This window comes from Rhizobium sp. WYCCWR 11128, assembly GCF_013416305.1.
Taxonomy (GTDB): domain Bacteria; phylum Pseudomonadota; class Alphaproteobacteria; order Rhizobiales; family Rhizobiaceae; genus Rhizobium; species Rhizobium indicum.
Genome location: NZ_JACCEZ010000010.1, coordinates 125,242 through 150,303 on the forward strand (window position 1 = coordinate 125,242; position 25,062 = coordinate 150,303).

Annotated in this window: 26 protein-coding genes; 8 read left to right on the plus strand and 18 right to left on the minus strand. The window is 61.9% G+C overall.

What is annotated here, in order from left to right:
- Position 1: 1 nt before the first annotated feature.
- Both HX898_RS25915 and HX898_RS25920 read right to left on the minus strand, forming a co-directional pair.
- The gene (locus HX898_RS25915; protein WP_138333433.1) at positions 2–538 is read right to left on the minus strand and encodes a helix-turn-helix transcriptional regulator; all 537 of its coding nucleotides are present in this window, start codon (positions 536–538) and stop codon (positions 2–4) included.
- A gap of 76 nt (positions 539–614) precedes the next feature.
- Positions 615–947 carry a metalloregulator ArsR/SmtB family transcription factor gene (locus tag HX898_RS25920; RefSeq protein ID WP_138333434.1) on the minus strand — a complete coding sequence of 111 codons (333 nt, stop codon included), beginning with the start codon at positions 945–947 and terminating at the stop codon, positions 615–617.
- A 69-nt stretch (positions 948–1,016) separates the two neighbouring features.
- On the opposite strand from HX898_RS25920, the gene HX898_RS25925 reads away from it, so the two are divergent.
- The 3 genes from HX898_RS25925 (at position 1,017) to HX898_RS25935 (ending at position 4,982) form a co-directional block, all read left to right on the plus strand.
- Positions 1,017–1,499, plus strand: a complete 483-nt coding sequence (locus tag HX898_RS25925) for an SRPBCC domain-containing protein (protein WP_138333436.1) — start codon at positions 1,017–1,019, stop codon at positions 1,497–1,499.
- Between the two features lie 137 nt (positions 1,500–1,636).
- Entirely contained in the window at positions 1,637–2,668 is a 1,032-nt protein-coding gene (gene gnd, locus HX898_RS25930) for a phosphogluconate dehydrogenase (NAD(+)-dependent, decarboxylating) (protein WP_138333438.1), read from the plus strand.
- Positions 2,669–2,876: 208 nt separating this feature from the next.
- Positions 2,877–4,982 (plus strand): mechanosensitive ion channel family protein, encoded by a 2,106-nt coding sequence (locus tag HX898_RS25935; RefSeq protein ID WP_138333440.1) that lies wholly within the window; start codon positions 2,877–2,879, stop codon positions 4,980–4,982.
- Positions 4,983–4,988: 6 nt separating this feature from the next.
- Here the strand turns inward: HX898_RS25935 and HX898_RS25940 are convergent, their stop codons facing one another.
- Entirely contained in the window at positions 4,989–5,366 is a 378-nt protein-coding gene (locus HX898_RS25940) for a DoxX family protein (RefSeq protein ID WP_138333442.1), read from the minus strand.
- A 237-nt stretch (positions 5,367–5,603) separates the two neighbouring features.
- On the opposite strand from HX898_RS25940, the gene mprF reads away from it, so the two are divergent.
- Together mprF and HX898_RS25950 are read left to right on the plus strand one after the other, a co-directional pair.
- Complete coding sequence (mprF, locus tag HX898_RS25945) at positions 5,604–8,207, plus strand: bifunctional lysylphosphatidylglycerol flippase/synthetase MprF (protein WP_138333443.1); 2,604 nt, start codon at positions 5,604–5,606, stop codon at positions 8,205–8,207.
- Positions 8,204–9,586, plus strand: a complete 1,383-nt coding sequence (locus HX898_RS25950) for an AcvB/VirJ family lysyl-phosphatidylglycerol hydrolase (RefSeq protein ID WP_138333445.1) — start codon at positions 8,204–8,206, stop codon at positions 9,584–9,586. Before mprF ends, HX898_RS25950 begins: the two co-directional genes overlap by 4 nt.
- Before the next feature lie 50 nt (positions 9,587–9,636).
- Here the strand turns inward: HX898_RS25950 and HX898_RS25955 are convergent, their stop codons facing one another.
- The 8 genes from HX898_RS25955 to ruvC form a co-directional block, all read right to left on the minus strand.
- Complete coding sequence (locus HX898_RS25955) at positions 9,637–10,200, minus strand: DinB family protein (protein ID WP_138333447.1); 564 nt, start codon at positions 10,198–10,200, stop codon at positions 9,637–9,639.
- Positions 10,201–10,291: 91 nt separating this feature from the next.
- Complete coding sequence (locus tag HX898_RS25960; protein ID WP_138333449.1) at positions 10,292–10,804, minus strand: NUDIX hydrolase; 513 nt, start codon at positions 10,802–10,804, stop codon at positions 10,292–10,294.
- A 7-nt stretch (positions 10,805–10,811) separates the two neighbouring features.
- Entirely contained in the window at positions 10,812–11,714 is a 903-nt protein-coding gene (locus HX898_RS25965; protein WP_180196178.1) for a metallophosphoesterase, read from the minus strand.
- Positions 11,715–12,755: a Holliday junction branch migration DNA helicase RuvB gene (gene ruvB, locus HX898_RS25970; protein WP_138333452.1), complete on the minus strand. Its 1,041-nt coding sequence runs from the start codon at positions 12,753–12,755 to the stop codon at positions 11,715–11,717.
- Positions 12,752–13,150: a type II toxin-antitoxin system VapC family toxin gene (locus tag HX898_RS25975; protein ID WP_168315343.1), complete on the minus strand. Its 399-nt coding sequence runs from the start codon at positions 13,148–13,150 to the stop codon at positions 12,752–12,754. The genes ruvB and HX898_RS25975 overlap by 4 nt, the downstream gene beginning before the upstream one ends.
- Positions 13,147–13,407 carry a type II toxin-antitoxin system PrlF family antitoxin gene (locus HX898_RS25980; protein WP_138333455.1) on the minus strand — a complete coding sequence of 87 codons (261 nt, stop codon included), beginning with the start codon at positions 13,405–13,407 and terminating at the stop codon, positions 13,147–13,149. The genes HX898_RS25975 and HX898_RS25980 overlap by 4 nt, the downstream gene beginning before the upstream one ends.
- A gap of 54 nt (positions 13,408–13,461) precedes the next feature.
- Positions 13,462–14,079: a Holliday junction branch migration protein RuvA gene (ruvA, locus tag HX898_RS25985; RefSeq protein WP_138333457.1), complete on the minus strand. Its 618-nt coding sequence runs from the start codon at positions 14,077–14,079 to the stop codon at positions 13,462–13,464.
- Between the two features lie 42 nt (positions 14,080–14,121).
- Positions 14,122–14,631, minus strand: a complete 510-nt coding sequence (gene ruvC, locus HX898_RS25990; RefSeq protein WP_003542749.1) for a crossover junction endodeoxyribonuclease RuvC — start codon at positions 14,629–14,631, stop codon at positions 14,122–14,124.
- 241 nt (positions 14,632–14,872) lie between these two features.
- Between ruvC and HX898_RS25995 the strand changes: the two genes are divergently transcribed.
- The gene (locus HX898_RS25995; RefSeq protein WP_138333459.1) at positions 14,873–17,188 is read left to right on the plus strand and encodes a methyl-accepting chemotaxis protein; all 2,316 of its coding nucleotides are present in this window, start codon (positions 14,873–14,875) and stop codon (positions 17,186–17,188) included.
- Positions 17,189–17,314: 126 nt separating this feature from the next.
- A complete protein-coding gene (locus HX898_RS26000) occupies positions 17,315–18,316 on the plus strand; it encodes an LLM class flavin-dependent oxidoreductase (RefSeq protein ID WP_138333548.1) in 1,002 nt (333 codons plus the stop codon).
- Between the two features lie 103 nt (positions 18,317–18,419).
- Here the strand turns inward: HX898_RS26000 and HX898_RS26005 are convergent, their stop codons facing one another.
- On the minus strand, positions 18,420–19,166 hold the full coding sequence (locus HX898_RS26005; RefSeq protein ID WP_011653412.1) for a YebC/PmpR family DNA-binding transcriptional regulator: 747 nt from the start codon (positions 19,164–19,166) through the stop codon (positions 18,420–18,422).
- Between the two features lie 141 nt (positions 19,167–19,307).
- Here HX898_RS26005 and HX898_RS26010 point away from each other — a divergent pair, with 141 nt between their 5' ends.
- On the plus strand, positions 19,308–19,811 hold the full coding sequence (locus HX898_RS26010) for a pyridoxamine 5'-phosphate oxidase family protein (RefSeq protein ID WP_029871965.1): 504 nt from the start codon (positions 19,308–19,310) through the stop codon (positions 19,809–19,811).
- Between the two features lie 137 nt (positions 19,812–19,948).
- Here the strand turns inward: HX898_RS26010 and HX898_RS26015 are convergent, their stop codons facing one another.
- The 6 genes from HX898_RS26015 to HX898_RS26040 all read right to left on the minus strand — a co-directional run bounded on the left by HX898_RS26015 (position 19,949) and on the right by HX898_RS26040 (position 25,004).
- Positions 19,949–20,794, minus strand: coding sequence for an MBL fold metallo-hydrolase (locus HX898_RS26015; protein WP_138333460.1), 846 nt, complete (start codon positions 20,792–20,794; stop codon positions 19,949–19,951).
- Between the two features lie 168 nt (positions 20,795–20,962).
- On the minus strand, positions 20,963–21,787 hold the full coding sequence (locus tag HX898_RS26020) for a TIGR00282 family metallophosphoesterase (RefSeq protein ID WP_025395924.1): 825 nt from the start codon (positions 21,785–21,787) through the stop codon (positions 20,963–20,965).
- Positions 21,788–21,790: 3 nt separating this feature from the next.
- Complete coding sequence (locus HX898_RS26025) at positions 21,791–22,378, minus strand: 5-formyltetrahydrofolate cyclo-ligase (protein WP_180196179.1); 588 nt, start codon at positions 22,376–22,378, stop codon at positions 21,791–21,793.
- Positions 22,379–22,495: 117 nt separating this feature from the next.
- Entirely contained in the window at positions 22,496–23,191 is a 696-nt protein-coding gene (locus HX898_RS26030) for a hypothetical protein (protein ID WP_171600616.1), read from the minus strand.
- 59 nt (positions 23,192–23,250) lie between these two features.
- Positions 23,251–24,168, minus strand: a complete 918-nt coding sequence (locus HX898_RS26035; protein ID WP_180196180.1) for an NAD(P)-dependent oxidoreductase — start codon at positions 24,166–24,168, stop codon at positions 23,251–23,253.
- Entirely contained in the window at positions 24,165–25,004 is an 840-nt protein-coding gene (locus HX898_RS26040; protein ID WP_180196181.1) for a glycosyltransferase, read from the minus strand. The genes HX898_RS26035 and HX898_RS26040 overlap by 4 nt, the downstream gene beginning before the upstream one ends.
- Positions 25,005–25,062 lie beyond the last annotated feature (58 nt).

The following is a 25,062-nucleotide window of genomic DNA, read 5'->3' on the forward strand; positions in this document are numbered from 1 at the left end:
CTCAGCCGATGGTCGTGACGAGGCGGCCGGCGCTACCGTCGGAAAGCATGATCCGTTCCCAGGTCACACGGCCGGCGGCGATTGGCAGCAGCGCATTGCCGTTGGCGCCGGTATCGAGGGTCAACGACGAGAGCCTGCCCTCATGCCAGCCGCGCTCCTCCAGCGACTGCTCGGCGGCGGCGATTTCGGCGGATGCATAAGAGAATATGGAGCGGCCGAGAAAGGCGCCGAGCGGCACCCGCCACTCCGCCTGCCGCGGGCGAGAGGCGGAGAGCAGCCGGTGGGTGCGGTCGCAGATCAGATGCACCGGCCGGACGGAATCCTCGACCAGCCGCTTCAGCGCCGCATCGACTGCTGCATGTTGCGGTGAGCTGAAAATCCGTTCCAGCTTGGCCGCCTGTTCGGCCGACAGGGCGAGCTGATCGCGCTCCCAGCGTGAGACCGTCGCCTGGTTGACGCGGAGGAGTTCGGCAAGATGTTCCTGCTTCATGCTGCGCAGCAGCCGCATGCGGCGTATGCCGGCGCCCGATATCGTCATCTGCCTGATCCCGTGCCGTTTTGGCCAGCATAAGGCTTCGGCTGGCCGGCAAGCAAGCTGTTGGGCGACTGGATCATTATTCGGGCTGGCCCTCGAGGTCGCCTTTCAGCCGGTCGAGAATCGACAGGGAATGGCCGGCATAGGTGCTGATCCAGCGGTCATAGATGTGTTTGATCGGCAGGCTGTTCAGGTGGTTCCAGCGCTCGCGGCCTTCCTTCCTGGCGATGACCAGGTCAGCCTCTTCCAGCACCTTCAGATGCTGCATCACCGTGCAGCGATCCATCTGCGGAAACATCTCGCAAAGGGTCCCTGTGGTTTGGGGGCCATCCTTGAGCAGATCGAGAATTTCGCGGCGGCGATGATGCGCCAGCGCCTTGAAAACGGGATCGTCGGTTGATTCGCTTGACATGTTATATTTTTATAACATAATGGCGCCGAGGACAATGGAACAGACACACTGGAGAAGAGGAGAAGTGTCATGTCTCTCGCAATCCGCATTTCCGGCCGTGTCGGCCGCCCCGTTGCAGAGGTGTTCGATGCCGTCGTCAACCCGAAGAAGCTCAGCAGCTATTTCACCACGATCGGCGGAGCGAGCGCACCGCTCGTGAAGGGCACGACGGTGACCTGGTGGAAGGATGCGCCGGTCGAGGTCGTCGAACTGGTGCCGGAAAGCCGCATCGTGCTGCGCTGGGATGGCGGCACCGGCGAAGACAAGACGACCTACAAGACGCTGGTAGAGATGAACTTCAAGCCGCTGGAAGACGGCGGCACGCTGGTGACTATCGCCGAGACCGGCTGGCGTGAAGACGATGCCGGCCGGCGCGGCACCTATCTCAACTGCGAAGGCTGGACGCAGATGCTCTGCTGCATGAAGGCCTTCGTCGAATACGGCATCAATCTGCGCGAGGGCATGTTCCTCAGCGAGATGAAGGGTGAGCCGGCCAGCGCGCCTGATGTTTGAACGAGTGAGTCGGCATCAAGACGATCGGCGGCGCAATCGTCGCATTCGCCGATATCACCGAGACTTTGCTTGCCTGTCACACTGCGGGTGCTAATTTCCGGATTCGATACTTCATTTCGGTTTCCAGGAGATTCATTATGCAGCTTGGCATGGTTGGTTTGGGCCGCATGGGCAATTATATGGTCCAGCGCTTGATGCGAGGCGGTCACGAATGCGTCGTCTACGACGCCAGGCCGGAAAGCGTTGCCGAGCTCGCGGGCCTCGGTGCGACCGGCAGTGCCTCGCTCGCGGAGTTCGTCTCGAAGCTCGCCCATCCGCGCGCGATCTGGCTGATGCTGCCGGCGGCGATCGTCGACAAGGTGCTGGCGAGCCTGGTGCCGCTGCTTGAGAATGGCGATATCGTCATTGATGGCGGAAACTCTTATTACCATGACGACATTCGTCGCGGCGCCGACCTCATTACCAAGGGCATCCATTATGTCGATGTCGGCACCAGCGGCGGCGTCTTCGGCCTCGAGCGCGGTTATTGCCTGATGATCGGCGGCGAGAAGGGCATCGTCGAACACCTTTCCCCGATCTTCGCGACGCTGGCGCCCGGCGTCGGCAAGACCGAAGCTTCGCCGAACCGGAGCGCCGAAGCGGCTGCGGCCAGCACCGCCGAGCAGGGTTACCTGCATTGCGGCCCGCATGGCGCCGGTCATTTCGTCAAGATGGTGCATAACGGCATCGAATATGGCCTGATGGCCGCCTATGCCGAAGGTATCAATATTCTGAAACATGCCAATATCGGCGCCGCCTCGCACGAGGCCGATGCGGAAACCGCGCCGCTCGCCCATCCGGAACATTTCCAGTATGATTTCAACCTGCAGGATGTCGCCGAAGTCTGGCGCCGCGGCAGCGTCATCACCTCCTGGCTGCTCGATCTCACGGCCGATGCGCTGCATGCCGATCCCGCACTTTCGAAATATGCCGGCCGCGTCTCGGACAGCGGCGAAGGCCGCTGGACGATCATGGCGGCAATCGACGAAAGCGTGCCGACGCCGGTGCTGAGCGCTGCGCTCTACGGTCGCTTCTCCTCGCGCGACAATGACGAATTCGCCAACAAGGTGCTGTCGGCGATGCGCGCGGGCTTCGGCGGTCACGTGGAAAAGCCGGTCCCGAAATCCTGAAGGCAAGCGACTTCACTCACCGTTCCGACAAAGCCGTCATCCTGAAATAGCGAGCGCAGTGCTTCGTTTCGAGGAGGCGGCGAGGTTTGCCTTTGCTAGCCATCGGTATGGTTTCCCTACTGCTTGCTGGCGGCAGCGGTCGCGAGTATCCATTGCAAAATGTCAGCGCTGCCTTCTACAAGCGACCGACATTTCATTGGAGGCGGTCATGGAGCGTGGCATGGCAGGAAGCTTGAAGGCCGTCATATTCGGCATGCTGGTATTGCTTGCGCTTTTTTCGGCGGTTTCGCCTGGCTTTTCCCAGACGCCGCCAGCGCAAGTGCCGACCGCGGCCGCCCCGCCCGCCGAAGTGCGTCAGATGATGGAGCTGATGCAGACGCCTCAGGTCAAGCAATGGATGTCGACGCAGATGGCGCCCGCGAGCGATGCGGCGGCTGGCGACCAGATGTCGGTGCTCTCAGGTCTGCTCCAGCATGCCCGCCGGCACGTCTCGATGGTCTCCGATGCGGCGATGACGCTGCCCTCGCAGGTCGGCCATGCTTCTTCGCTGTTCTTCGGCGAGATCGCCGCCGCCGGCTGGCCGCGCATGGTGGCGCAGTTTCTGGCGATTTTCCTGCTCGGCACAATCGTCGAGCGCATTGCCCGCTATGCCTTTCGCCGCCGCCGCCAGGCGGCGCAGATGGCGGGCATGCATCTCGCCCCGCGCGTCATCCCGGCGCTGATCTTCGCGATGGCGACGGCGCTTGCTCTTCTCAGCGTCAGCTGGCCGCCGGTCAGCCAGAGCATCGCGATCGTTTGCGTTGTCGCGCTCGTAGTCCAGCGCTTCACGATTTGCCTCGGAGGCGTGCTGGTCGATCTCATCGGGCTGGCGCGAGCCGAGGAAGAACGGGAGGAGATCACCGCGGCAATCATGCCGGCGCGCGCGGTTGCATTCTTCTGGTATCGGCGCTGTGCGACCTTCGTCATCTATTTCATTTTTGGATGGGCGGTGATCCAGTCGATGGAGCCGCTCGGCTATTCTGCGAGCGTGCGGATCCTCGTTGGCTATATCCTGGGCATCGGCCTGCTGCTGATCGCGATCGAGGCGGTCTGGTCGCGGCCGCACAAGGACGAGAAGCGTGGTCACGGGACCTCCTGGGCGCTCACCGTCTATTTCCTCTTGCTCTGGAGCCTCTGGGTCGCAGGCTTCAACTGGCTGCTCTGGCTCGGCATTTACGTGCTGTTGCTGCCGCGCGTGCTTGCCGTCTCGACGATTGCGGTAAAATCGCTGCAGCAGACCGAAGCGAGCTTCCTTGCCACACGCCGTATTGCAGCCGTGCTGCTCGACCGCGGCGTGCGGGCGCTGATCATTGCTGTTGCCGCCATCTGGCTCGGGCATATGCTCGGCGTCGGCGCCGACACGATGGCCGCCGGCGAAACGATGGTCGACAAGATCGCGCGCGGCGTGATCGGCGGCATCGTCATCTTGCTTGCCGCCGATCTGCTCTGGCACGTCATCAAGGCCTATATCGACGGCAAGCTGCTCGATTCATCCGTGGATGGCGGGACAACGGATGAGGAAAAGGCCAAACGCGCGCGGATACAGACGCTGCTGCCGATCTTCCGCAATATTCTCGCCGTGGTGATCGCCGTCATTGCCGTTCTGATGGTGCTCTCCGGCCTCGGTATCGAGATCGGGCCGCTGATCGCCGGCGCCGGTGTTGTCGGCGTCGCGGTCGGTTTCGGCGCGCAGACGATCGTCAAAGACGTCATCAGCGGTATGTTCTATCTCTGGGACGATGCCTTCCGCATCGGCGAATATATCGAAAGCGGCAGCCACAAGGGCGTGGTCGAGGCCTTCAGCCTGCGCTCGGTGAAGCTGCGTCATCATCGCGGACCGCTGACGACGGTACCGTTCGGTGAACTCGGCGCGGTGAAGAACCTCAATCGCGACTGGACGATCGACAAGATCAGCCTCAACGTCAAATACGATACCGATCTCGTCAAGGCGAAGAAGGTGATCAAGCAGATCGGCCAGACGCTGCTCGAAAATCCGGAATTCGGCCCTCATATCATCGAGACGCTGAAGATGAAGGGTGTCGAGCAGTTCGGCGAATTCGCGATCGAAATCCGGCTGTCGATGATGACGAAGCCCGGCGAGCAATTCGTCATCCGCCGCAATGCGCTGGCGATGATCCGCAATGCCTTCCAGGAAAACGGTATCGAATTCGCCGTGCCGACGGTGCAGGTGGCGGGCGACCGCGACGCGGAGGTGGATGCTGCCGTCGCGCGCTACGCCGCGCATGCGCGGGCAAGCGTCGAGCCGGCAGCATGAATGTGGTCACACTGCGCCGGCGGCTGCGATCAGCAGGCCGCCGATGATCGCCATGTTGGTTTTCCAGGTATTGATCGCGCTGTCGCGCGCCGTTCCCTGCATGTCCCAGAAATTCAGCAGCATGACGGTGGCCGCCAACGTGAAGACTATGAGACCGAATGCCGCTGCCGCGACAAACAGGCCGAGCATCAGCAGGATGCCGGCGACGATCTGGAACGTGCTGCCCAAGACCAGCACCCATTTCGCAAAAGGGACGCCGCGGGTTTCGATCGCCTCGGTCAGCGGCACGATGACGAAAAAATGTTGAATGCCGCCAGCGACATAGAGGCCGCCGAGCAGCAGGCGGCCGAGGGCAAGCATCACGAAGGCCGAACCATCCTGCATATCGAACCTTTCTCTCGCGTCTCAACTCTCCATCGAGGGCAAGGCTCTGCTGAAGCTTACGAAAATGCAATGCGCCGCGACGCCCGCCTGCGCAAATTCGCCCCAATTGAGGATGATTGAGGCGCAGGCGGCGGGGCTGGGGTAGCGGCGGCATGGCTTCATAGAGTTTATATGCCTCTCATGTTACGTCATCTGAAATGATTCCCGCCAAGCTGGCAGTTGCAGCAGGGTACGAGAATGTCGGGGCACGGCAATTTGGAAGAGATGGAAGAAACGGGCGGGTTTTCTTTTGGCGGGCTATTCAGACGGTACAGAACGCCGCTGCTGGCAGCCGCGTCACTGGTGGTCTTCTGCCTCGTCGGTTACGCGATCATGCAGCTCACCAACGAGGTGCGCTATGACGACGTCGTCGGTGCGCTGGCCGCCACCAGGCCGAGCGCGATCCTGCTTGCGTTGTTCTTCACGGCGCTCAGTTTCCTCGCACTGATCTTCTACGATCTCAACGCCATCGAATATATCGGCAAGAAGCTGCCCTTTCCGCATGTGGCGCTGACGGCGTTCAGTGCCTATGCCGTCGGCAATACAGCCGGTTTCGGCGCGCTTTCGGGAGGCGCGATCCGCTATCGCGCCTATACCCGCCTCGGGCTCTCGCCGGAGGATATCGGCCGCATCATCGCCTTCGTCACGCTGTCCTTCGGTCTCGGGCTTGCGGGTGTCGCAGCAATCGCCCTCATCGTCATCGCCGACGAGATCGGCCCGCTGATCGGGGTCAGCCCCTTCCTTCTGCGGCTGATCGCCGGTTCGATCGTCGCCATTCTGGGCGCGGTGATGATTATCGGCCGTGACGGGCGCGTGCTCGATCTTGGGCCTGTGGCAATCCGCCTGCCGGATTCGCGTACCTGGTCGCGGCAGTTCCTCGTCACCGCCTTCGATATCGCCGCCTCGGCGTCGGTACTCTATGTGCTGCTGCCGCAGACGGCCATCGGCTGGCCGGTCTTCCTCGCCGTCTATGCGATCGCCGTCGGTCTCGGCGTGCTCAGTCACGTTCCGGCCGGGCTCGGCGTGTTCGAGACCGTGATCATCGCGTCGCTCGGCAGCGCGGTAAACATCGATGCCGTGCTCGGATCACTGGTGCTCTACCGGCTGGTCTACCATGTACTGCCGCTGCTGATCGCCGTGCTCGCGGTGTCGGCGGCGGAGCTGCGTCGTTTCGTCGATCATCCTGCCGCCTCCAGCATGCGGCGCATCGGCGGACGGCTGATGCCGCAGCTGCTGTCGGCTCTCGCACTGCTGCTCGGCGTCATGCTGGTGTTTTCGAGCGTCACGCCGACGCCGGACCAGAACCTCGAATTCCTCTCCAACTATCTGCCGCTGCCGATGGTCGAAGGAGCGCATTTCCTCTCCAGCCTGCTGGGGTTGGCACTCGTCGTCGCTGCGCGCGGCCTCGGCCAGCGGCTCGACGGCGCCTGGTGGGTGGCCGTATTCTCGGCGCTTGCCGCGCTGACTCTATCGCTGCTGAAGGCGATCGCGCTCGTCGAAGCCGCTTTTCTCGCCTTCCTCATCTTCGGGCTCTTCGTCAGTCGCCGGCTCTTTACCCGCCAGGCCTCGCTGCTCAACCAGGCGCTGACGGCGTCCTGGCTGATGGCGATCGCCGTGATCGTCGTCGGCGCCGTCGTCATCCTGCTCTTCGTCTATCGCGACGTTGAATATAGCAACCAGCTCTGGTGGCAGTTCGAATTCACGGCCGAGGCGCCGCGGGGCTTACGAGCCGTTCTCGGCATCACCATCATCTCCTCGGCGATCGCCGTCTTCAGCCTGCTCCGGCCGGCAAGCTTCCGGCCTGAGCAGGCGACGGACGAGGCGCTGGCGCGTGCCGTCGAGATCGTCATGAAGCAGGGCAATGCCGACGCCAATCTGGTGCGCATGGGCGACAAGAGCATCATGTTCTCGGAAAACGGCGACGCTTTCATCATGTATGGCCGGCAGGGCCGCTCCTGGATCGCGCTGTTTGATCCGGTCGGCGACCATCGCGCCGTGCAGGAACTCGTCTGGCGTTTCGTCGAAGCGGCGCGCGCCGCCGGCTGCCGGGCCGTGTTCTACCAGATATCGCCGGCGCTGCTGTCGCATTGCGCCGATGCTGGCCTGCGCGCCTTCAAGCTCGGCGAACTGGCGGTGGCCGATCTCAGGACCTTCGAAATGAAGGGCGGCAAATGGGCGAACCTTCGCCAGACGGCAAGCCGCGCCCAGCGCGACGGGTTGGAATTTGCCGTCGTCGAACCGCAGGACGTGTCTTCGGTCATTGATGACCTTGCCGCCGTTTCGACGGCTTGGCTCGAGCATCACAATGCCAAGGAAAAGGGCTTCTCGCTCGGCGCCTTCGATTCCGATTATGTCTCCTCGCAGCCTGTCGGCATCCTGAAAAAGGACGGCAGGATCGTCGCCTTCGCCAATATCCTCGTGACCGAATCCAGACAGGAGGGCACGATCGATCTCATGCGCTTCTCGCCGGATGCGCCGAAAGGCTCGATGGACTTTCTCTTCGTGCAGATCATGGAATATCTGCGCGGCCAGGGTTTCACCCACTTCAATCTCGGCATGGCGCCCCTCTCCGGCATGTCGAAACGCGAGGCGGCGCCCGTCTGGGACCGCATCGGCAGCACCGTCTTCGAACACGGCGAGCGCTTCTATAACTTCAAAGGCCTTCGGGCATTCAAATCCAAGTTTCATCCGCACTGGCAACCGCGCTATCTTGCGGTCTCCGGAGGGGGCAATCCGATGATCGCGTTGATGGACGCGACATTTCTGATCGGGGGCGGGTTGAAAGGGGTAGTGAGAAAATGATCAGGACAATCCTTCTTGCCACGGCATGCGCCTGCATGCTCGCGGCCGCACCGGCTGATGCCGCCGAAGAGACCACGCAGAGCTTCGAAGCCGGGCTCATCCCGTCGCCGCACATCTTCCTGCCGGAAGGGGAGGTGAAGGGTACGGTGATGCTGATATCCGATGCCGCCGGCTGGGGCGACTATGAGAAGGCCGAAGCCGACAGGCTGGTTGCCGAAGGCGCCGTCGTCATCGGCGTCGACTTCCCCTCCTATATCCAGGCGCTCAGCCAATACGACGTCAGCCTCAACGACGGTTGCGTCTACATGGTCTCGGACATCGAGTCGCTGAGCCAGCAGGTGCAGCGCGCGACCGGCAACAGCGCCTATCATCTGCCGATCGTCGCCGGCATCGGCGAGGGCGGGGCCTTAGCGCTGGCGATCGCCGCGCAGACGCCGGATGCGACAATTGGCCAGACGCTTGCTGTCGATCCGAAGGCCGGCATTCCGCTCGCCCAGGAACTTTGCACGCCGGCTTCCAAGCAAGTCGTCGGTCAACGCACCATGTATGGCCTCAGCGACGGCGCTCTGCCGGATCCGATCGTCACCGTCTTCACGCCCAATGCCGACAAGGATGGCAGGGCGCATGCCGAAGCGCTGAAGAAGATCCATGCTGCGGTCGAGATCCGCGATTCCACCGACGATGCGCAGACGGTGTTTGCCGATACGCTCGACGATCTCGTCACCGCCTCCGGCGCCTTCGGCAATCCGCTTGGCCTGCCGCTGGCGATCCTCGAGGCGACCCCCGCCCTCGATACGATGGCGGTGATCTATTCCGGCGACGGCGGCTGGCGCGACATCGACAAGGAGGTCGGCGCCACGCTGCAGAAGGAAGGCATTCCGGTCGTCGGCGTCGATTCGCTTCATTATTTCTGGTCGGAGCGCAAGCCGGAGGAGACCGCCGCCGATCTTTCGAAGATCATCGATTTCTACCGCAAACAGTGGAAGGTGAAGCACGTGCTGCTCGTCGGTTATTCCTTCGGCGCCGATGTCGTGCCCGCCACCTACCAGCTCCTCAAGCCAGCCGAAAAGTCGGCGGTGGCGCAATTGTCGCTGCTGTCGCTTTCGCACCAAGTCGACTACGTCATCTCCGTTCTCGGCTGGCTCGGCCAGAAGACGGAAGGGGCGGGAGGCGATCCCGTCGGCGATCTGAAGAACATCGATCCGAAGCTCGTGCAATGCATCTACGGCAAGGACGACGATGACGATGTCGCCTGTCCGGCGCTGAAGGATAGCGGCGCCGAGGTGATCGAACTGCCGGGCGATCATCACTTCGACGAGAATTACGACCTTCTCACGAAGACGATCATCGACGGCCTGAAGAGACGGCTGCAGGACTAAAGCGCAGCGCGTCCGATAGGACGCGCTAAGGACGCTTTACCACTTTGAAATCAGCGCATCAGCGTTTCTTCGTTCCAGCCGAGCGCGGTGAGTTCTGTGCCGCGAAACCGCGCATCGTCGGCAACGATGAATTCGTCGAGTTGCGGCGGAGCGACGCTGGTGCCGGAGAGCATCGCATGCACCTGTCCGCGATGATGGGTCTGATGCTGGAAGAGATGGCCGAGCACGTCCTCCATCCGCTCTTCTTGGATGCGGGCGCCGCGATGGAGGCTGATGGTCGAGGTGAGCTTCTCCGGCGTCAGGGCCTCGCAAAGTGCCACCAGGCGCTGATCGACCTTCGCCTGCGCTTCTGCCAGCGAGGAAACGTCATCGAATGGTTCGTCGACCTCGAAGGCCTTGAGCCCGAGCGTGCCGCCTTCCAGGCCGTCGACATAGAACCAGTCGACCGTGATGATGTGGTTCAAGGTTTCCCTGATCGAGGGGAAGAAGCTGGTGCGTGGCGCTTCGAATTCGCCGGGCTTCAATGTCGCGCAGGCCTGAAGCAGGCGGCGGTTGGCAAGGGCGTTGTTATAGGCAAGTTTGCGGAATGGCCTGACAGGATCGAAGGTCGGCATCGGCGCATCTCCTCTTTAAGCGCTTTTGGCTACGGCGCCGCGCGCCTTTTAAGGCGCGCAAAGGACGCTGTAACACTTTGAAACGCTTGCGTCAGTCTTTGCCGTCGAGATTGCCGTCCCGCCAGACGAGATGACGTGGCGCAACGGGCAGGCTCTCGATTTCATCGGCGATGAAATAGGGTGGGATATCGAGTGCGGTTAGGGCGTTACGCGTTGCCGGCACCCATTTGAATTCGAGATGGTTGTCGCCGTCCTCGACCCGATGGATGATCTCGCCCGGCCGGAAGGGGAATTCCGGCGGGATGTCCATCAGATAATAGAGGCCGAGTTCATGCCAGTCGCGCTGTTCGTAGTGGAAAAAGTTCTCGACGATCCACAGCAGGCGGAAGACAGTGACTTCGACGCCCAGTTCCTCCACCATCTCCCGTTTGAGCGTTTCCTCCGACGTCTCGCCGATTTCCGCCCTGCCGCCTGGAAAGGTCCAGAAGGGCTCATGCACGGCGCGATGGACGAGCACGTGGCCATCGCGAAAGCCGAGGCCGGCGATGCGATAGTTGAAACGCTCCGCGCCCGCATTCAGGCGGATGAGAGTGCGCTTGGCCATGCCATTCTTATCCAAGATCGATCACGACAATTTCCGGCGGCACGCCGAAGCGCACCGGTGCGATGGAGCAGCCGAGGCCGCCGGAAACGATGATATTACGCCCCTGCTCGATTATATGGCCATAGGCGTAGCGGTTACCGTAGCGCGAGGGCACGATCGGCGAACGGCCGAGGAAACGGATCTGTCCGCCATGGGTGTGGCCCGATAGCGTCAGCGACACGCGCTCCGGCACGCGCGGAAAGATATCGGGTTCATGGGCAAGCAGGATGACGGGCGCATCGTCCGTCACCTGAGCCATCGTTCCATCGAGATCGTCGAGGCCGAGCATCTGCGTGCGGCCCCACTTCCGGCCCGGCAGCAGCGCCAGCTGATCTTCGAGGCCTGCCAGCCAAAAGCCGCGGCCATCCTTTTCGCGCCGAACGGCGTGGTTGCCATAGACCGGGATGCCGACGTCGGCGAGGGCTCGGTGTCCGAATGTTTCCATCCCGCCGTTCTTCTGTGCGGTCCTGTCCTCCCACCAATCGTGGTTGCCCATGATCGCATGGACGCCGAGAGGGGCCTGCAAGGTGGCGAGCGCCTTCGACCATTGGCTCGAATGCACGTACTGCGTCACCATGTTCATGCCGGCGGCGTAATCGCCGAGCAGGACGGTGACGTCGCCTTCGAGTTCATTCGCCCTGTGGCAGATCGCGGCAATGCGGTTTGCCGACATCCAGGGTTCGCAGGCATGGAGATCGGCAAGCGCGACGACGCGGAGCTTGAGCCCCGGGGTCCATCCCGGCGGCGTCAGCCGATAGCGGGTGATGGCGAGCCGCGCGAGCGGTTCATAGGCGAAGGCGTAACCACCGAGCGACATGACGCCTGCGACACTGCCGCCGAGAACCTTGAAAAATCCGCGGCGGGTGATCACTCAGTTGTCCTCCTGGAACAGCCGGAACTGCGCAGCCTCCATATCCTTGGGCGGTTGCATTCCCAGATGTTTCCACGCGATTGCGGTCAGAACACGGCCGCGTGGCGTGCGCTGAATGAAACCCTGCTGGATCATATAGGGCTCGATGATGTCCTCGATGGCGTCGCGCGGCTCGGAAAGTCCGGCGGCGATGGTTTCGATCCCGACCGGGCCGCCGCCGAAATTGACCGCGATCATGTTGAGGTAACGTTTGTCGAGCTGGTCGAAGCCGACATTATCGACCAGCAGGCGGGTCAGCGCCTCGTCGGCGATCTCGCGAGTGACGGATTCCGCCCTTGCCACCTCGGCAAAGTCGCGCACGCGCCGCAACAGCCGGCCGGCGATGCGCGGGGTGCCACGGGCGCGTCTTGCGATCTCCCGGGCGCCCTCCTCGGTGATCGGCAGGTTCATCAGCCGCGCGCCCCGGCGCACGATCAGTTCCAGCTCCTCGACGGTGTAGAAGCTCAGGCGCACCGGAATGCCAAAGCGGTCGCGCAGCGGCGTCGTCAACAGGCCAAGGCGGGTGGTGGCTGCCACCAGCGTGAATTTCGACAGGTCGATCTTCACCGAGCGAGCCGCAGGGCCTTCCCCGATAATGAGGTCGAGCTGGAAATCTTCCATGGCCGGATAGAGGATTTCCTCGACGGCGGGGTTAAGGCGATGGATCTCGTCGATGAAGAGTACATCACGCTCCTCGAGATTGGTGAGCAGGGCAGCGAGATCGCCGGCCTTGGCGATCACCGGGCCCGACGTCGAGCGGAAGTTGACGCCGAGCTCTTTGGCCATGATCTGCGCCAGCGTCGTCTTGCCGAGGCCGGGCGGCCCGACGAAGAGCACATGGTCCAGCGCTTCGCCGCGGTTTTTCGCCGCCTCGATAAAGACCTTGAGATTGGCGCGCGCCTCCGCCTGGCCGGTGAACTCGTCCAGCGATTGCGGGCGCAACGTGATATCCAGGTCTTCGCCCCGCTTTTCCGGCGATATCAGGCGGGCGGAGTCGCTCATGTCAAAAGTTCCATTCCAGGTATGGTTTTTGCGGCTTGGTCATCGAATGTCCTGGTTGTCACGCAGCCCGCATCACGATTACGAAGGGCGATGAAGACATCTGCAAATTCTGCATTGGTCCGCACCATGATTGCGAGCGTCTCCTCGACTATTCTTTCATCTTCGAGGATCAGGTCAGCCGAGTCCAACAAGTCTGAAATCGCCTCCATGATCTGTTCTCTTTTCAGCTTGATCCGTTGTCTCAAGAACCACACGCATTCCATCAGCGTGATGCAATTTATATAGCCCGGTGCCGTCTCGGAAAGGCTGGCAAAGAGCGCTGTGACCTTCTCTGTCTGGACAGCGTCGTCCTTCAGGAAGAAGCGCAGCAAGATATTGGTGTCGAGACCAATCATCTTGCTCTATTCACATGATCGGCGATGGCTTCGCCAATTGCCTCGTCCATTTCCGTCAAAGTGATCGTCGGTCGATTCGCATCGTGAAACTTGCCTGCGAGGTCGATGGCGCGTTTGTTCTTGGCTTTCATGATGATTTCGCCATCGCGGTTGATGTAGCGGATCCTGTCGCCGGACTTCAGATTCAGCAATTCACGAACTTCCGCCGGAATTGTTGTCTGGCCCTTCGATGTCATCGTACCGTAGTAGATATTCATGCGGATCTCCTTACCAATCAAGTTTAGTAAGGAATTGCGATCTATTCAAGGAGGTCACCGCGCCCCCAGTTCCTTCAATCCCAGCCTGATCAGTTTGGCGCTGTCGGCGCCATCGCCCGCCGTCTTCATTGCCGCGGCGATTGCGTTCGCCGCCTGGTCGCGGGAATAGCCGAGGTTGGTCAGCGCGGATACCGCATCGGCGACGGGTGCTGCCGCAACACCTTCGCCGAGTTCCTGCTTGAGGGCGATATTGATCGCTTCGCCGGCAAAGGCCGGCGCCCGGTTCTTGAGTTCGGTGACGAGGCGCATGGCCACCTTGGGACCGACGCCCGGCGCACGGGAGACGGCGGTGCGATCCTGCAGGGCGATCGCATTGGCAAGTTCGCCTGGGGTCAGCGTCGAGAGCACGGCGAGCGCCACCTTGGCGCCGACGCCCTGAACGCTCTGGAGCAGGTTGAACCATTCCCGCTCCAGAGCGGTCATGAAACCGAAGAGCTTCAGCTGATCCTCGCGCACATAGGTTTCGATAAACAGCACGCAGGCCTCACCAGTCGAGCCAAGCTTCGACAGGGTACGGGCCGAGCAATGGGCGACGTAGCAGACGCCGTGTACATCGACGAGCACATAGTCTTCGCCGATCTCGTCTATGGTGCCTTTCAGCTTGCCGATCATGGGTCGTGGTCTCTCAGCAGATGGAAACAAGTCAAGTATGGATTAACCGGCCAGCGCCTGTCGCATCCGGTTGCTGCCGCGATTATGCGCATGGCAGATGGCGATCGCTAAGGCGTCGGCGGCGTCGTTGCCCTTGAATTCGACCTTCGGCATCAGGATCTTCAACATCATGTGGATCTGCTGCTTTTCGCCATGGCCGACGCCGATGACGGCCTTCTTCACGGCGTTCGGGGCATATTCGGAGACCGGCAGGCCGGCGCGCGCCGGCACCAGCATGGCAATGCCGCGGGCCTGGCCAAGCTTCAGGGTCGCCACCGCATCCTTGTTGACGAAGGTCTGTTCGACGGCGGCTTCATCCGGCTTATAGCTGTGGACGATCTCCGCCAGGCCGTCGTGCAATTGGCAAAGGCGGGAGGCAAGGTCCATGTCGCCATCGGAAGTCACTGTTCCAGATGCGACAAACCGCAAGGAATTGCCTGATGTCTCGATGATTCCCCAGCCGGTGCGGCGAAGTCCGGGATCAATACCGACGATGCGAATCGTATTTTGCATGGTTCAACCTATAGCGATCGCGAAATAAGTGCCATCGATATGTGAACAAAACAAAAACACTCCCGGATTTAGGCCCCGCCATTTACCGCGAATTAAAACAGATGCCTGAATTCTAGTCGTCAATACGAGAGGGGCTTCTTTTCGCGAAGATTAAGCCTCCGATGTTCTGTTTACAGGTCGGTCGATCAGGCATGCGCTGCGTGCCCGGCTGGCAAGCGCGTTCAGAAGGGGTTCGTCGTACATGGCACAGAGATTTCAATCCCTGTCCTTCAAGGTCATCGTCACATTCATTCTGCTGACCGTGCTGTCGATCGCGGTCATCGACGTGCTGGCCTATTTCGCCAGCAGCCGCATCTCCGACGAGCAGGCGCTGAAGGCCAAGGAAAGCGTGCTGATCTTCCGCGGCGACATGCTGCAGGACCAGCTGACGCAGCTTGAAAACCAGGCCAACTCGATTGCGCGCATCGAGGCGCTGCAAATGTCGATCACCAGCCTGAAGAGCGGCTGGAAAACCATCGAGAAAACCTCGGGCGACGCTCGTGCCGAGCTGAAGAAGGTTTTCATATCGAACAATCCCAACCCGGCCGACCAGCGCGAGAAGCTTATGAAGCCGGAAGGGCCGAGCGGCTTTTATTATTCGAACCATGAGAAGACGCAGGGCGAAGTCGCCCGCGACCTCGAGGATACCGCCTTCAGCGACCTGCTGATCGTCGATCTCGAGGGTACCGCGCTCTACTCCTATAAGAAGGAAGATGATTTCGCCGAAAATCTGAAGTCGGACGCCTGGAAGACAACCGGCGCCGGCATCGCTTTCGCCAAGGCGATCGAGAATACCGCCAAGGCGACCGATGACGCCGCGCCGACTGGCTTCTCCGGCCTTCGCGTCGATGCCGGCACCGGCAAATCGGCGATCTTCTATGCCGTGCCGATTATCAAGCTTGGAGCGGCCAAGGGCATCATCCTCTTCAAGGTGCGTGACGACATCGTCACCGGCATCCTCTCCAAGGGCATCGTTCAGGGCAGCACGGCGCGGGCGGCGATCGTCTCCGGCGATGGCTCCGCTGTCGGCCTCGACGGAAGCGGCAAGCTTGCGACGCTCGATGCGACGCCCTTCACCTTTATCCAGAGCGCGCTTGCCAGTTCGGCGATGACGGTTGCCGATTTCGACCGGGCGGACGGTACGGCTCGTGCCTATGTCCGCGGCATCGACTATCGCGGCGACCGCTTCCTCGTTGTCGAGAGTGTGCTCTTGAGCGAGCTCAATGCCGGCTCGATCGAGATCGCCACCTTGCTGACGATGATCGGCATCGGCGTGCTCGTCGTCATGGCGGTCGCGACCGGGCTCGTCACCAATTTGCTGTTTTCGCCGCTTGCGCGGCTTGCCGGCGTCACCCGCGATGTCGCCGATGGCAAGCTCGACAGCGAGATCGGCAGCCTGAACCGCAAGGACGAGATCGGCACGATGGCCAATGCGCTCGACCGCTTCCGCCACTCGCTGATCGAGAGCCGCGAGCTCGAAGCCGCCAGCGAGGAGACGCGCCTGCGGGCCGAGCAGGACCGCCAGCAGAATCTGGCCGAGCGTGAGGCCGAGGCGAAAACGCTGCAGCAGGTGGTCGAGGCGATTGACGAGGGCCTGCATCATCTGGCGAGCGGCGATCTCGCCTATCAGATCGATACCCGTTTCCCGAACGAACTCGAAAGCCTGCGCGTCAATTTCAACGAGGCGCTGGCGACGCTCAGCGAAACCATGACGGCCATCGGCGGCAACTCGATGGCGGTGCGCGCCGGCTCCGAAGAGATGCGCACCGGCGCCGACGAACTTGCCGGGCGCACCGAGCGCCAGGCCGGCTCGATCACCGAGACGGCGAATGCGATCAGCGCCATCACACAGTCGGTCCGCCGGCAGATCGAGCGAGCCGAGCAGGCCGAGCGCATCGCCCGCGACGCCAAGAAGGAGACGACCGGCTCAGGCCAGATCATGCGCGAGACGATCGCGGCGATGGAGGCAATCCAGGTCTCCTCGCGCCAGATCAACACGATCATCTCCGTCATCGACGACATCGCCTTCCAAACCAACCTCCTGGCGCTCAATGCCGGTGTTGAGGCAGCGCGTGCGGGTGAATCCGGCAAGGGCTTTGCCGTCGTCGCCATGGAAGTGCGCGAGCTTGCCCAGCGCTCATCGAGTGCGGCCAAGGAGATTTCCAGCCTGTTGCAGAAATCGACGCATGAGGTGGAAAGCGGCGTTACGCTTGTGGAAAAAGCGGGCGTTGCACTGACGGGCATCGGCGCCCATGTCGAGGCGATCAACGGGCAGATCAACGAGATCATGAGTGCGACCCGCGAGGAGGCCAATACGCTGCGCGAGATCAATAGCGCCGTTGCCGAACTCGACGCGATGACGCAGCAGAACGCCTCGATGGTCGAGGAGACGACGGCGGCTATCCACCGGCTGGCGACGGAAGCCCTGGAAATGGACCGCCAGCTCGGCAATTTCACGCTGCCGCATGGCCATCACCAGCCGAGCGCCGAGGTGCATGTGCTGCGCCGTCAGCGGTAAGCTACACCTTTCCACATTGCATAAGGGCCGCGCTGGCGCGGCCTTTTTTGTTTGCGCGCATGGTTTGGAATGGCGCGGGTGCGAACCTACATAGACGGCATCGTTCAACTGCCCGGCAGGTTTCCCATGGTTCCCTTCTCCATACTCGACCTTTCCCCCGTTGCCGAAGGCAGCACCGTGCGCCAGTCCCTCGAGGCCTCGGCGCGGATGGCTGTGAAGGCCGAGGAATTCGGTTACAAGCGCTTCTGGCTTGCCGAACATCACGGCATGCCGGGGATTGCCAGTGCTGCCACCGCCATCGTCATCGGCCATGTCGGGGCTGCGACAAAGCGCATCCGCATCGGCTCCGGCGGCATCATGCTGCCCAATCATTCGCCGCTCGTCATCGCCGAGCAGTTCGGCACGCTGGAGGCGCTCTTCCCCGGCCGCATCGATCTCGGCCTCGGGCGTGCACCGGGAACGGATATGCGCACGGCACAGGCGCTGCGGCGCAACCTCGAGGCCGGCGCAAACAGCTTCCCCAACGACGTGGTGGAACTGCAGCAACTTCTCGATACGCCGGTCGAGAACCAGGCGATCCTCGCGGTTCCCGGCAATGGTTCACATATCCCGATCTGGCTGCTCGGCTCCAGCCTCTACAGCGCCCAGCTCGCAGGCATGTTGGGCCTTCCCTATGCCTTCGCCTCGCATTTCGCGCCCGACATGCTGCTCGATGCGATCGCGATCTATCGCGACCGCTTCCAGCCCTCGGCGACGCTCGACAAGCCGCATGTGATGGTCGGCGTGATGGGCGCGGTGGCGGCGACGGATGAGGAGGCTCGCTATCATTTCACTTCCGCAGAGCAGCAGTTCGTCAATCTGCGCCGCAATGTCCGCGGCCCGTTCCCGCGTCCGGTGGCCGATATGGCGGACTTCTGGTCGCCGATGGAAAAGATGAATGTCGAACACACGCTGCGTTATGCCGTGGTCGGCTCGCCGAAGACGGCCGAGGCGAAACTGACGGAGTTTCTACAGGAAACGCAGGCCGACGAGGTGATCATCTCGATGCCGATCCACGACATCGAGGCGCGGCTGACATCGGTGGAACTTTTCGCGGGGCTGGGAAATTTCATGCGAGCCGCCGCGTAGGGCAGGGCGCGCGCGAGGCGGCACTCTGACGGCGCCCCCTTTTCGGCAAGAAAAAACCCGGCGTTGCAGCCGGGTTTTTATATTTGACATCTGCCGGAGGAGATCAGGCCGAGAGCTTCGCCAGCACTTCTTCCGAGACTTCGAAATTGGAATAGACGTTCTGAACGTCGTCATCGTCTTCCAGGCTGTCGATGAGCTTCAGCAGCGACTGGGCTTTTTCCTCGTCCACCGGCACGTTGTTCTGGGCGCGCCAGACGGCCTTGACGGTTTCGGCTTCGCCGAGGCTCGATTCCAGCGCTTTTGCCACTTCGCCGAGGGCTTCGAAGGCGCAGGTGATGTAGTGGCCGTCTTCGTCGGACTCGACGTCGTCGGCGCCGGCTTCGATCGCGGCTTCCATCACCTTGTCGCCATCGCCGACGGAAAGCTTGTAGGTGATTTCGCCGACATGGTCGAAGGAGAAGGAAACGGAACCGGTTTCGCCGAGAGCGCCGCCGGCCTTGGTGAAGCTCGAGCGAACGTTGGAGGCGGTGCGGTTTCGGTTGTCGGTCAGCGCCTCGACGATGATCGCCGTGCCGCCGGGGCCATAACCTTCATAGCGGACTTCGTCATAATTTTCGCCGTCGGCACCGGCTGCCTTCTTGATGGCGCGGTCGATATTGTCCTTCGGCATGGACTGAGCCTTGGCGTTCTGGATCGCCAGGCGAAGACGGGCGTTCATCGTCGGGTCGGGCAGGCCGGCCTTGGCGGCAACGGTGATTTCGCGCGCAAGCTTGGAGAACATTTTCGACCGCACGGCATCCTGACGGCCTTTGCGGTGCATGATGTTTTTAAACTGTGAATGGCCAGCCATGGCACCCCTGTTCACGTCTCATTGTTCGGAATGGGCCGCCTTATAAGAGCGAAACGGCACCCGTTCAAGGAAAAAGCAGTTCGGAACAAAGGCGAGGTGATGACGTTTCAACCGAACTCCATCCAACGGAAAGGAACGGTTATGGCAAGTCTCAGTGAGGCGCAGGAACATCCAGCACGTCAGCTCTGGGATCAGGTCAACGGCGTTCATGCCGGCATGCTCGGAATTTCCGGACTGGACATGCACATGCAGCCGATGGCGCCGCATGCCGATCCCACCACCAACACCATCTGGTTCTACACCAAGACCGACGCCGACATCGTGCGCGCCATCAAGCCCGGCAGCCGCGCGCATTTCTGCGTCATCGGCAAGGATCACGACTATCACGCCTGCCTTGCCGGTGTGATCGAGGTGCATCCTGACCCTTCCAAGATCGAGGAATATTGGAGCTCGATCGTCGCGGCCTGGTATGACGGCGGCAAGAAGGACCCCAAGCTCACCATGCTGTCCCTCCATGTCGACGATGCTGAGATCTGGGTTTCCACGGGCAACAAGCTGAAATTCGGCTGGGAGATCGCCAAGGCCAATCTCGACGACGACAAGATGCCGGATGTCGGCATCAAGCGCCATCTGCAGTTCGCTTGACGGGCAGTGCTCCTGCATAATTCCTTAAATCGGAATCGATTTAAGGATAAAATTATGCAGCAATTCAAAGTGCTACAGCGTCCTTTGCGCGTCTGAAAAGACGCGCGGTGCTGTAGAAGGAAAACCGCCGAGCCTTTTTACTGCACGCCCTTCAGCACATAGATCAGCGGCTTTTTCGGGAGCGTGCGCATAGAGACGGTGATGCTGTCATCGGGCGCATTGGCGACGTCGAAATCCTTGCCGAACATCGAGACGAAGGCTTCGACCGGCGGGCCGCGCCGGTGCATCGGCAGGATCAACGACGAGCGTAGCCGCTTGATGACGCGGCTCATGCTGTCGGCGCCCATGGTCAGGCCGCCATCGACGGGGACCATGACGATGTCGAGCCGGCCGATCTCGGTATAATGGGCATCCGTCAGCTCGTAATGCAGGTGGCCGAGATGGCCGATGCAGAGGCCGGCGATCTCGAAGATGAAGATGGAATTGCCGTTCTCATGCGCGCCGCCGAGGCCGTAGCTGAAGCGGATATCCGTGGGGACGTTGCGGATATAAGCATCGCCGACGACGAGATTGACGTTGGCCTTCTCGCCCGGAATGTCGCTCCACCCATGCAGCACATGTTTGATGCCGGGATCGGGGGTCAGGGTATAGTGGGTCGTGTGCGCCTTGTTCATGGTCACGACATCGGGCGGCGTTGCCGGCCTGTACCAGCCATTATAGTCGGTTGCGATAACGATACCGCCGGGCGTATCGATCTCGAAGGTCGAATGGCCGAGGAAGGTCAGTTTGACGTCCTCGCCCTCGGAGACGGCAGGCACCAGCGGCGGGGCGCCGGAAAAGCTTGCGAAGGTCACCTTGGGGATGGTTTGCGCGATCGCCTGGCACTGGCTGACCGGCGGCCGCTGCTCTTGTGCCCCGGCAAGATTCGGCACGGCGAAGGCCGTAAGGCATGCGATAGCGAGGACAAGATATCGCGGCTTCATGCCACCCCTCCGGCGCTCTATCACCCTTCGATCGGCGCGTAATCCGTTCCGAAAATCGATTCCGATTTTCGGGGTTATGCGCGAATGGCGGGGAGGATGCGGCATGAGGCCGCAGGGGTCCAGACGGCGGGTTCTCACAATTGCGTGTTGAACGGCGCCTGTCGCCTGTTACCGCCAGAACTCCGGCACCGTCTCGGCCAGCCGCGGCCCGAGCCGGAGTGGCGCGATCTTTTCGGCAAGTCCTGTCGTATCCGAGATTTCCACGCCGACGCCGCAGATCGTCGCGGGGCCGTTCGCGGCTTCCATGCGGCCCTTTGGCATCTTGGAGATGAAGCGGTTGAGCGGCTCCTCCTTGTCCATGCCGAGGGAGGAGTCGTAGTCGCCGCACATGCCGGCATCCGACATATAGGCGGTGCCGCCGTTCAGGATCTGTGCGTCGGCGGTCGGTACATGCGTGTGGGTGCCGACGACGAAGCTGGCGCGGCCGTCGACGAAATGGCCGAAGCACTGCTTCTCGCTGGTCGCCTCGGCATGGAAATCGAAGATGATCGCGTCGGCCTGTTCCTTCAGCGGGCAGGCGTCGAGGATGACCTCCGCCGATTTGAAGGGGTCGTCGAGTTCGGGGTGCATGAAGACCCGTCCCATGACGTTGGCAACAAGCACACGCGCGCCGTTCCTGGCATAGAAAAGGCCGGAGCCGCGGCCAGGCGTGCCTTGCGGATAGTTGGCCGGCCGCAGGAACTGATCGTGGCGGCCGGCAAAAGCGACGGCTTCCTTCTGGTCCCAGACGTGATTGCCCGTCGTCACCACATCGGCGCCGGCATTGATCGTTTCCAGAAAGATGTCCTCGGTGATGCCGAAGCCGCCAGCGGCGTTCTCGCCGTTGACGACGACGAAATCGAGCTTGAGGTCGGAGACCAGACCCGGAAGGCGGTCCCAGACCGCCGTGCGTCCCGTCTTGCCGACCATGTCACCCAGAAAAAGCAGCCGCATTCCCTATCCAATCCAAGAGGCAAAAAAGCGAAGGCCGCTTTCTGTCAGGATGGCATCCAGGCTTATGTCGTGCGGCTCGTCGGGCACATGTGCCACTTCCTGGCAGTCGAATGCAATGCCGATCAGCTTCGGATGCAGGCCTTTTTGTCTGAGCCGGCTGATGGCGCGGTCGTAGTGGCCGGCACCGTAGCCGATGCGGTGGCCGCGGGCATCGAAGGCCGAAAGCGGCACCAGCATGATCTCGGGATCGAGAATGGCGGCATCCGTGCCGGGGCCGACCGTGCCGAAACCGGTATCGAGGAGGGGCGCACCTTCCGCCAACTCGCGAAAGACGATCGTCTGCCGATCGAGGATCGCCGGCACGCAGAGCCGCGCCCCGCGCACGGCAAAGCGCGCCATCAGCGGCCTGAGATCGGCTTCCGAACGGATCGGCAGGAAGCCGGAGACGATCGTATCCAGCGCAAAACCGACGGCCTCGCCGGCATGGTCGGCCATTGCGAGGCTTTTGGAGGCGCGTTTCTCGGCGGGGATAGCGTCGCGGGCCGACAGCCGTTCGTTGCGCAGCTGCGCTTTCAATTCTTTCGCGGTCATTGGATCTGCCGGTTCTGAGAGATTTACCCGAGCATAGACGGCTGGATGTCCGATGCAAATGCAGGATGCGACAGCATCACGCTCGTTTCACGCCTCGCCCGCCGGCGGCAGCGGTCGTCAGACGACGATGCTTGTCGGTATTGTCGCCGTGGCGATGGAGAAGCCTGCCATATTGGCCCCAGCCTGCCGGTCCTGCTGCCGCAACTCGCGCATCGCCTTTTCGAGCACTTGCTTGAGTTCGCGCACAACCGCCTTGAACTCTTCCATCGTTTCACGATCATCGGCCGAAATGCCTGAAAATTTCGGGGCATCCTCGGCGACGCTCGCATAGGCCTTGCGGGCGTTGGCGGTAGCGTCCGGTTCCTGCGAGCCGGTCTCGCCGGCCGCAGTTTCTCCTGAAGTATCCGTCAGTGCAGCAGCGGCCCCGCTGGTTGCGACTGCTGTTGCATCCGTAGTTGCGTCCATCGGAACAGCCGTTGCGGGACTGCCGGTCGCGACTGATGATGCGAATTCGGAGGCGGCAGTGCCGACCTTGCGCGCCAGTTCGGCGGCCAACCGGGCGACCACCTCAGGTGCCATGTTGGAGCTGCGCAGCATCTCCAACTCCTGTTTTGCCTCTTCGAGCTTGCGTTGCGCCTTCGCCTTGGCCTCGTCTCCCGAGTTTGCCAGGGTCTGGCGCATCTGCTGCAGCGCCTGGGTGGCGCGCTGCAGCTTCAGCACGCCCTGATCGGTCTCGCTTCCCGCGGCTGAAATGGCTGCCGTCGAAGACGCACCGCGCAAGATGATAGAGGCAGACGTGGTTGCAACCTGCATGAACAATTCCCCGATTTTTAATTCGGGCCCCGATTGCGATTCGGGCGCATTCTGCAACGTCAGACTTGCGTGGACCTGTGTCTTTGGGATTCGGGAAGCGCAGCGGCCAGTCGCTGCATCGTCTCGTTGAATAGAGGCGCTCCGCCGGGCGCCCAGCCGAGCGCTCGGATTTTCGCAGTGCTCATGGGATTGAGCGCGGCGCTATCGGCAGGGGCCGGCAGCGCGTGCCGACAGCCCGTCTCGTGGCGGATGGGTGAAAGGATATCGCGCGTGTCGACTGACATGTCCGAGACGTTGAAGACTTCGCCGGAGATGCGGGTGCTTTCCGTTTCCAGCATCAGTCTCACCGCCCGACCGAGGTCGCGGCCGTGAACTTCCGTTCCCAGACGGGCGGCAACCGGCTGGCCGGCGAGGTAATCGGCGATAATGCCGTCCCATTTGTTCGGCGAGAGATCGCCATAGACGCCGGTCGCCCTCAGGCTTACGCCGGCAAAACCCGGCGTGGAGAGATGGGCAAGCGCGCGTTCGGCATCGAGCTTGACCTGGCCGTAGAGTGTTTCGGGCTTGGCCAGCATCGTCTCCGCCAGTTCGGTTGCCTCGGGATGTTCGCCGTAGGCGGCGCGGCTGGACAGGAAGACGCAGCGGCGCGTGCCGGCGCGTTTGGCGGCTTCGAAAAGCCGGACGGTGCCGTCGAGGTTCAACCTGTGGAAGGTCTTCGGATCGTCGCCTTCGCCGCCGCGATATTTGCCCGGAACATGACTGAAAGCGGCGTGGACGAAGAAATAGGCGTCATCGAAGACATCGATCTGATCCTTGTCGGGATCGAGCGAAAGCGCTGCGAACTCGACCGGGCGGGAGAAGAGGCGGGGCAGCGGCGCGCGGCGCCCGCCGACGATCACCTGATATCCGGCGGCCAGCAGTTCCTCGACGACATACCGGCCGACGAGACCCGTTCCACCCGATACAAGTACCTTCATGCTGCCCCTTCCGGATTGTCCAGCGCCGTGATCTCAGGCACGTCGCCGCCATCATGGAAACGGTGCCACAGATCGATCAAAGGTTGTAGTCGCGCTGCCTTGGGATGATCCTTTTCCCACGGTTTTTCATACTGGTAATGCAGGATCGAAATGCTCTTCCAGTCCCAAAGGTCCGGCATGGTGAACCATACATATTGCAGCATGTTGAAATAAACCGGCAGGCCGTGCCAATCCGGGAAGAATGTCTCGAGAAAGGTCTGATCGGTGCGCCGCCAGAAGGCTTCCGGCCTGTCGAGCCTTTCGAGCATGTGCCGGAACGTGTCATGCGAGGGCGTCGCGACGAAGACGCCGGAATTCATGCGGCGGAAGTCGGCGAGGTTTTCGTAGACATTCGGGGCGGCGGAAAATTCCGGATAGAGGAAGAGCCTGTCGACGTTTTTCAGCACGAGGGCGTCGGCGTCGATGAAGACGCAGCGCTGGTATTCGACGAGCTGCCAGAGCCTGAGCTTGCAGAAATTGTCGAGCGGCGAATGGAAATCCGGCTTGCGGCCCTTGGTGAAAGGGGCTGTCGAATGGAGCTCCCCACGCGCATGGCGTTCGTTGAAGGCCGCAGACAGCGGCAGGTGCTCGACCTCGATCAGGCGGCAGTCGAGCGCTTCGAGTGGTGAGAGGGCGGCTTTGTCGACGCCACCGGTGTGGAGGACGACGATGTCGGCGTCGGTTCCGGTTCGGCGCAGGGAATGGGCGAGAGCGGTCGCTCCCATGGCGTAGTCGGCATTGGTGACGAGGGTGACATAAGCGAAGCGATGAGATGGTCGCGTGGTCACGTGCGCCATTGCCGCATTTCCTCGTTCCTGTCCTTGGTCAGGCCCAAGAACAGGGTGTGCCGTGGCC

Bases quoted from the DNA above. Each gene is read 5' to 3' on its own strand.
- gnd (WP_138333438.1), top strand. From the start codon at position 1,637: ATGCAGCTTGGCATGGTTGGTTTGGGCCGCATGGGCAATTATATGGTC.
- HX898_RS25950 (WP_138333445.1), top strand. From the start codon at position 8,204: ATGATCAGGACAATCCTTCTTGCCACGGCATGCGCCTGCATGCTCGCG.
- HX898_RS25940 (WP_138333442.1), bottom strand. From the start codon at position 5,366: ATGCAGGATGGTTCGGCCTTCGTGATGCTTGCCCTCGGCCGCCTGCTG.
- HX898_RS26005 (WP_011653412.1), bottom strand. From the start codon at position 19,166: ATGGCTGGCCATTCACAGTTTAAAAACATCATGCACCGCAAAGGCCGT.
- HX898_RS25995 (WP_138333459.1), top strand. From the start codon at position 14,873: ATGGCACAGAGATTTCAATCCCTGTCCTTCAAGGTCATCGTCACATTC.
- HX898_RS26025 (WP_180196179.1), bottom strand. From the start codon at position 22,378: ATGACCGCGAAAGAATTGAAAGCGCAGCTGCGCAACGAACGGCTGTCG.
- HX898_RS25960 (WP_138333449.1), bottom strand. From the start codon at position 10,804: ATGGCCAAGCGCACTCTCATCCGCCTGAATGCGGGCGCGGAGCGTTTC.
- HX898_RS25980 (WP_138333455.1), bottom strand. From the start codon at position 13,407: ATGAATATCTACTACGGTACGATGACATCGAAGGGCCAGACAACAATT.
- HX898_RS26030 (WP_171600616.1), bottom strand. From the start codon at position 23,191: ATGCAGGTTGCAACCACGTCTGCCTCTATCATCTTGCGCGGTGCGTCT.
- HX898_RS25955 (WP_138333447.1), bottom strand. From the start codon at position 10,200: ATGCCGACCTTCGATCCTGTCAGGCCATTCCGCAAACTTGCCTATAAC.
- HX898_RS26015 (WP_138333460.1), bottom strand. From the start codon at position 20,794: ATGAAGCCGCGATATCTTGTCCTCGCTATCGCATGCCTTACGGCCTTC.
- ruvB (WP_138333452.1), bottom strand. From the start codon at position 12,755: ATGAGCGACTCCGCCCGCCTGATATCGCCGGAAAAGCGGGGCGAAGAC.
- ruvC (WP_003542749.1), bottom strand. From the start codon at position 14,631: ATGCAAAATACGATTCGCATCGTCGGTATTGATCCCGGACTTCGCCGC.
- HX898_RS26000 (WP_138333548.1), top strand. From the start codon at position 17,315: ATGGTTCCCTTCTCCATACTCGACCTTTCCCCCGTTGCCGAAGGCAGC.
- HX898_RS25925 (WP_138333436.1), top strand. From the start codon at position 1,017: ATGTCTCTCGCAATCCGCATTTCCGGCCGTGTCGGCCGCCCCGTTGCA.
- HX898_RS26040 (WP_180196181.1), bottom strand. From the start codon at position 25,004: ATGGCGCACGTGACCACGCGACCATCTCATCGCTTCGCTTATGTCACC.
- mprF (WP_138333443.1), top strand. From the start codon at position 5,604: ATGTCGGGGCACGGCAATTTGGAAGAGATGGAAGAAACGGGCGGGTTT.
- HX898_RS25975 (WP_168315343.1), bottom strand. From the start codon at position 13,150: ATGATTGGTCTCGACACCAATATCTTGCTGCGCTTCTTCCTGAAGGAC.
- ruvA (WP_138333457.1), bottom strand. From the start codon at position 14,079: ATGATCGGCAAGCTGAAAGGCACCATAGACGAGATCGGCGAAGACTAT.
- HX898_RS25935 (WP_138333440.1), top strand. From the start codon at position 2,877: ATGGAGCGTGGCATGGCAGGAAGCTTGAAGGCCGTCATATTCGGCATG.
- HX898_RS26020 (WP_025395924.1), bottom strand. From the start codon at position 21,787: ATGCGGCTGCTTTTTCTGGGTGACATGGTCGGCAAGACGGGACGCACG.
- HX898_RS25915 (WP_138333433.1), bottom strand. From the start codon at position 538: ATGACGATATCGGGCGCCGGCATACGCCGCATGCGGCTGCTGCGCAGC.
- HX898_RS26010 (WP_029871965.1), top strand. From the start codon at position 19,308: ATGGCAAGTCTCAGTGAGGCGCAGGAACATCCAGCACGTCAGCTCTGG.
- HX898_RS26035 (WP_180196180.1), bottom strand. From the start codon at position 24,168: ATGAAGGTACTTGTATCGGGTGGAACGGGTCTCGTCGGCCGGTATGTC.
- HX898_RS25920 (WP_138333434.1), bottom strand. From the start codon at position 947: ATGTCAAGCGAATCAACCGACGATCCCGTTTTCAAGGCGCTGGCGCAT.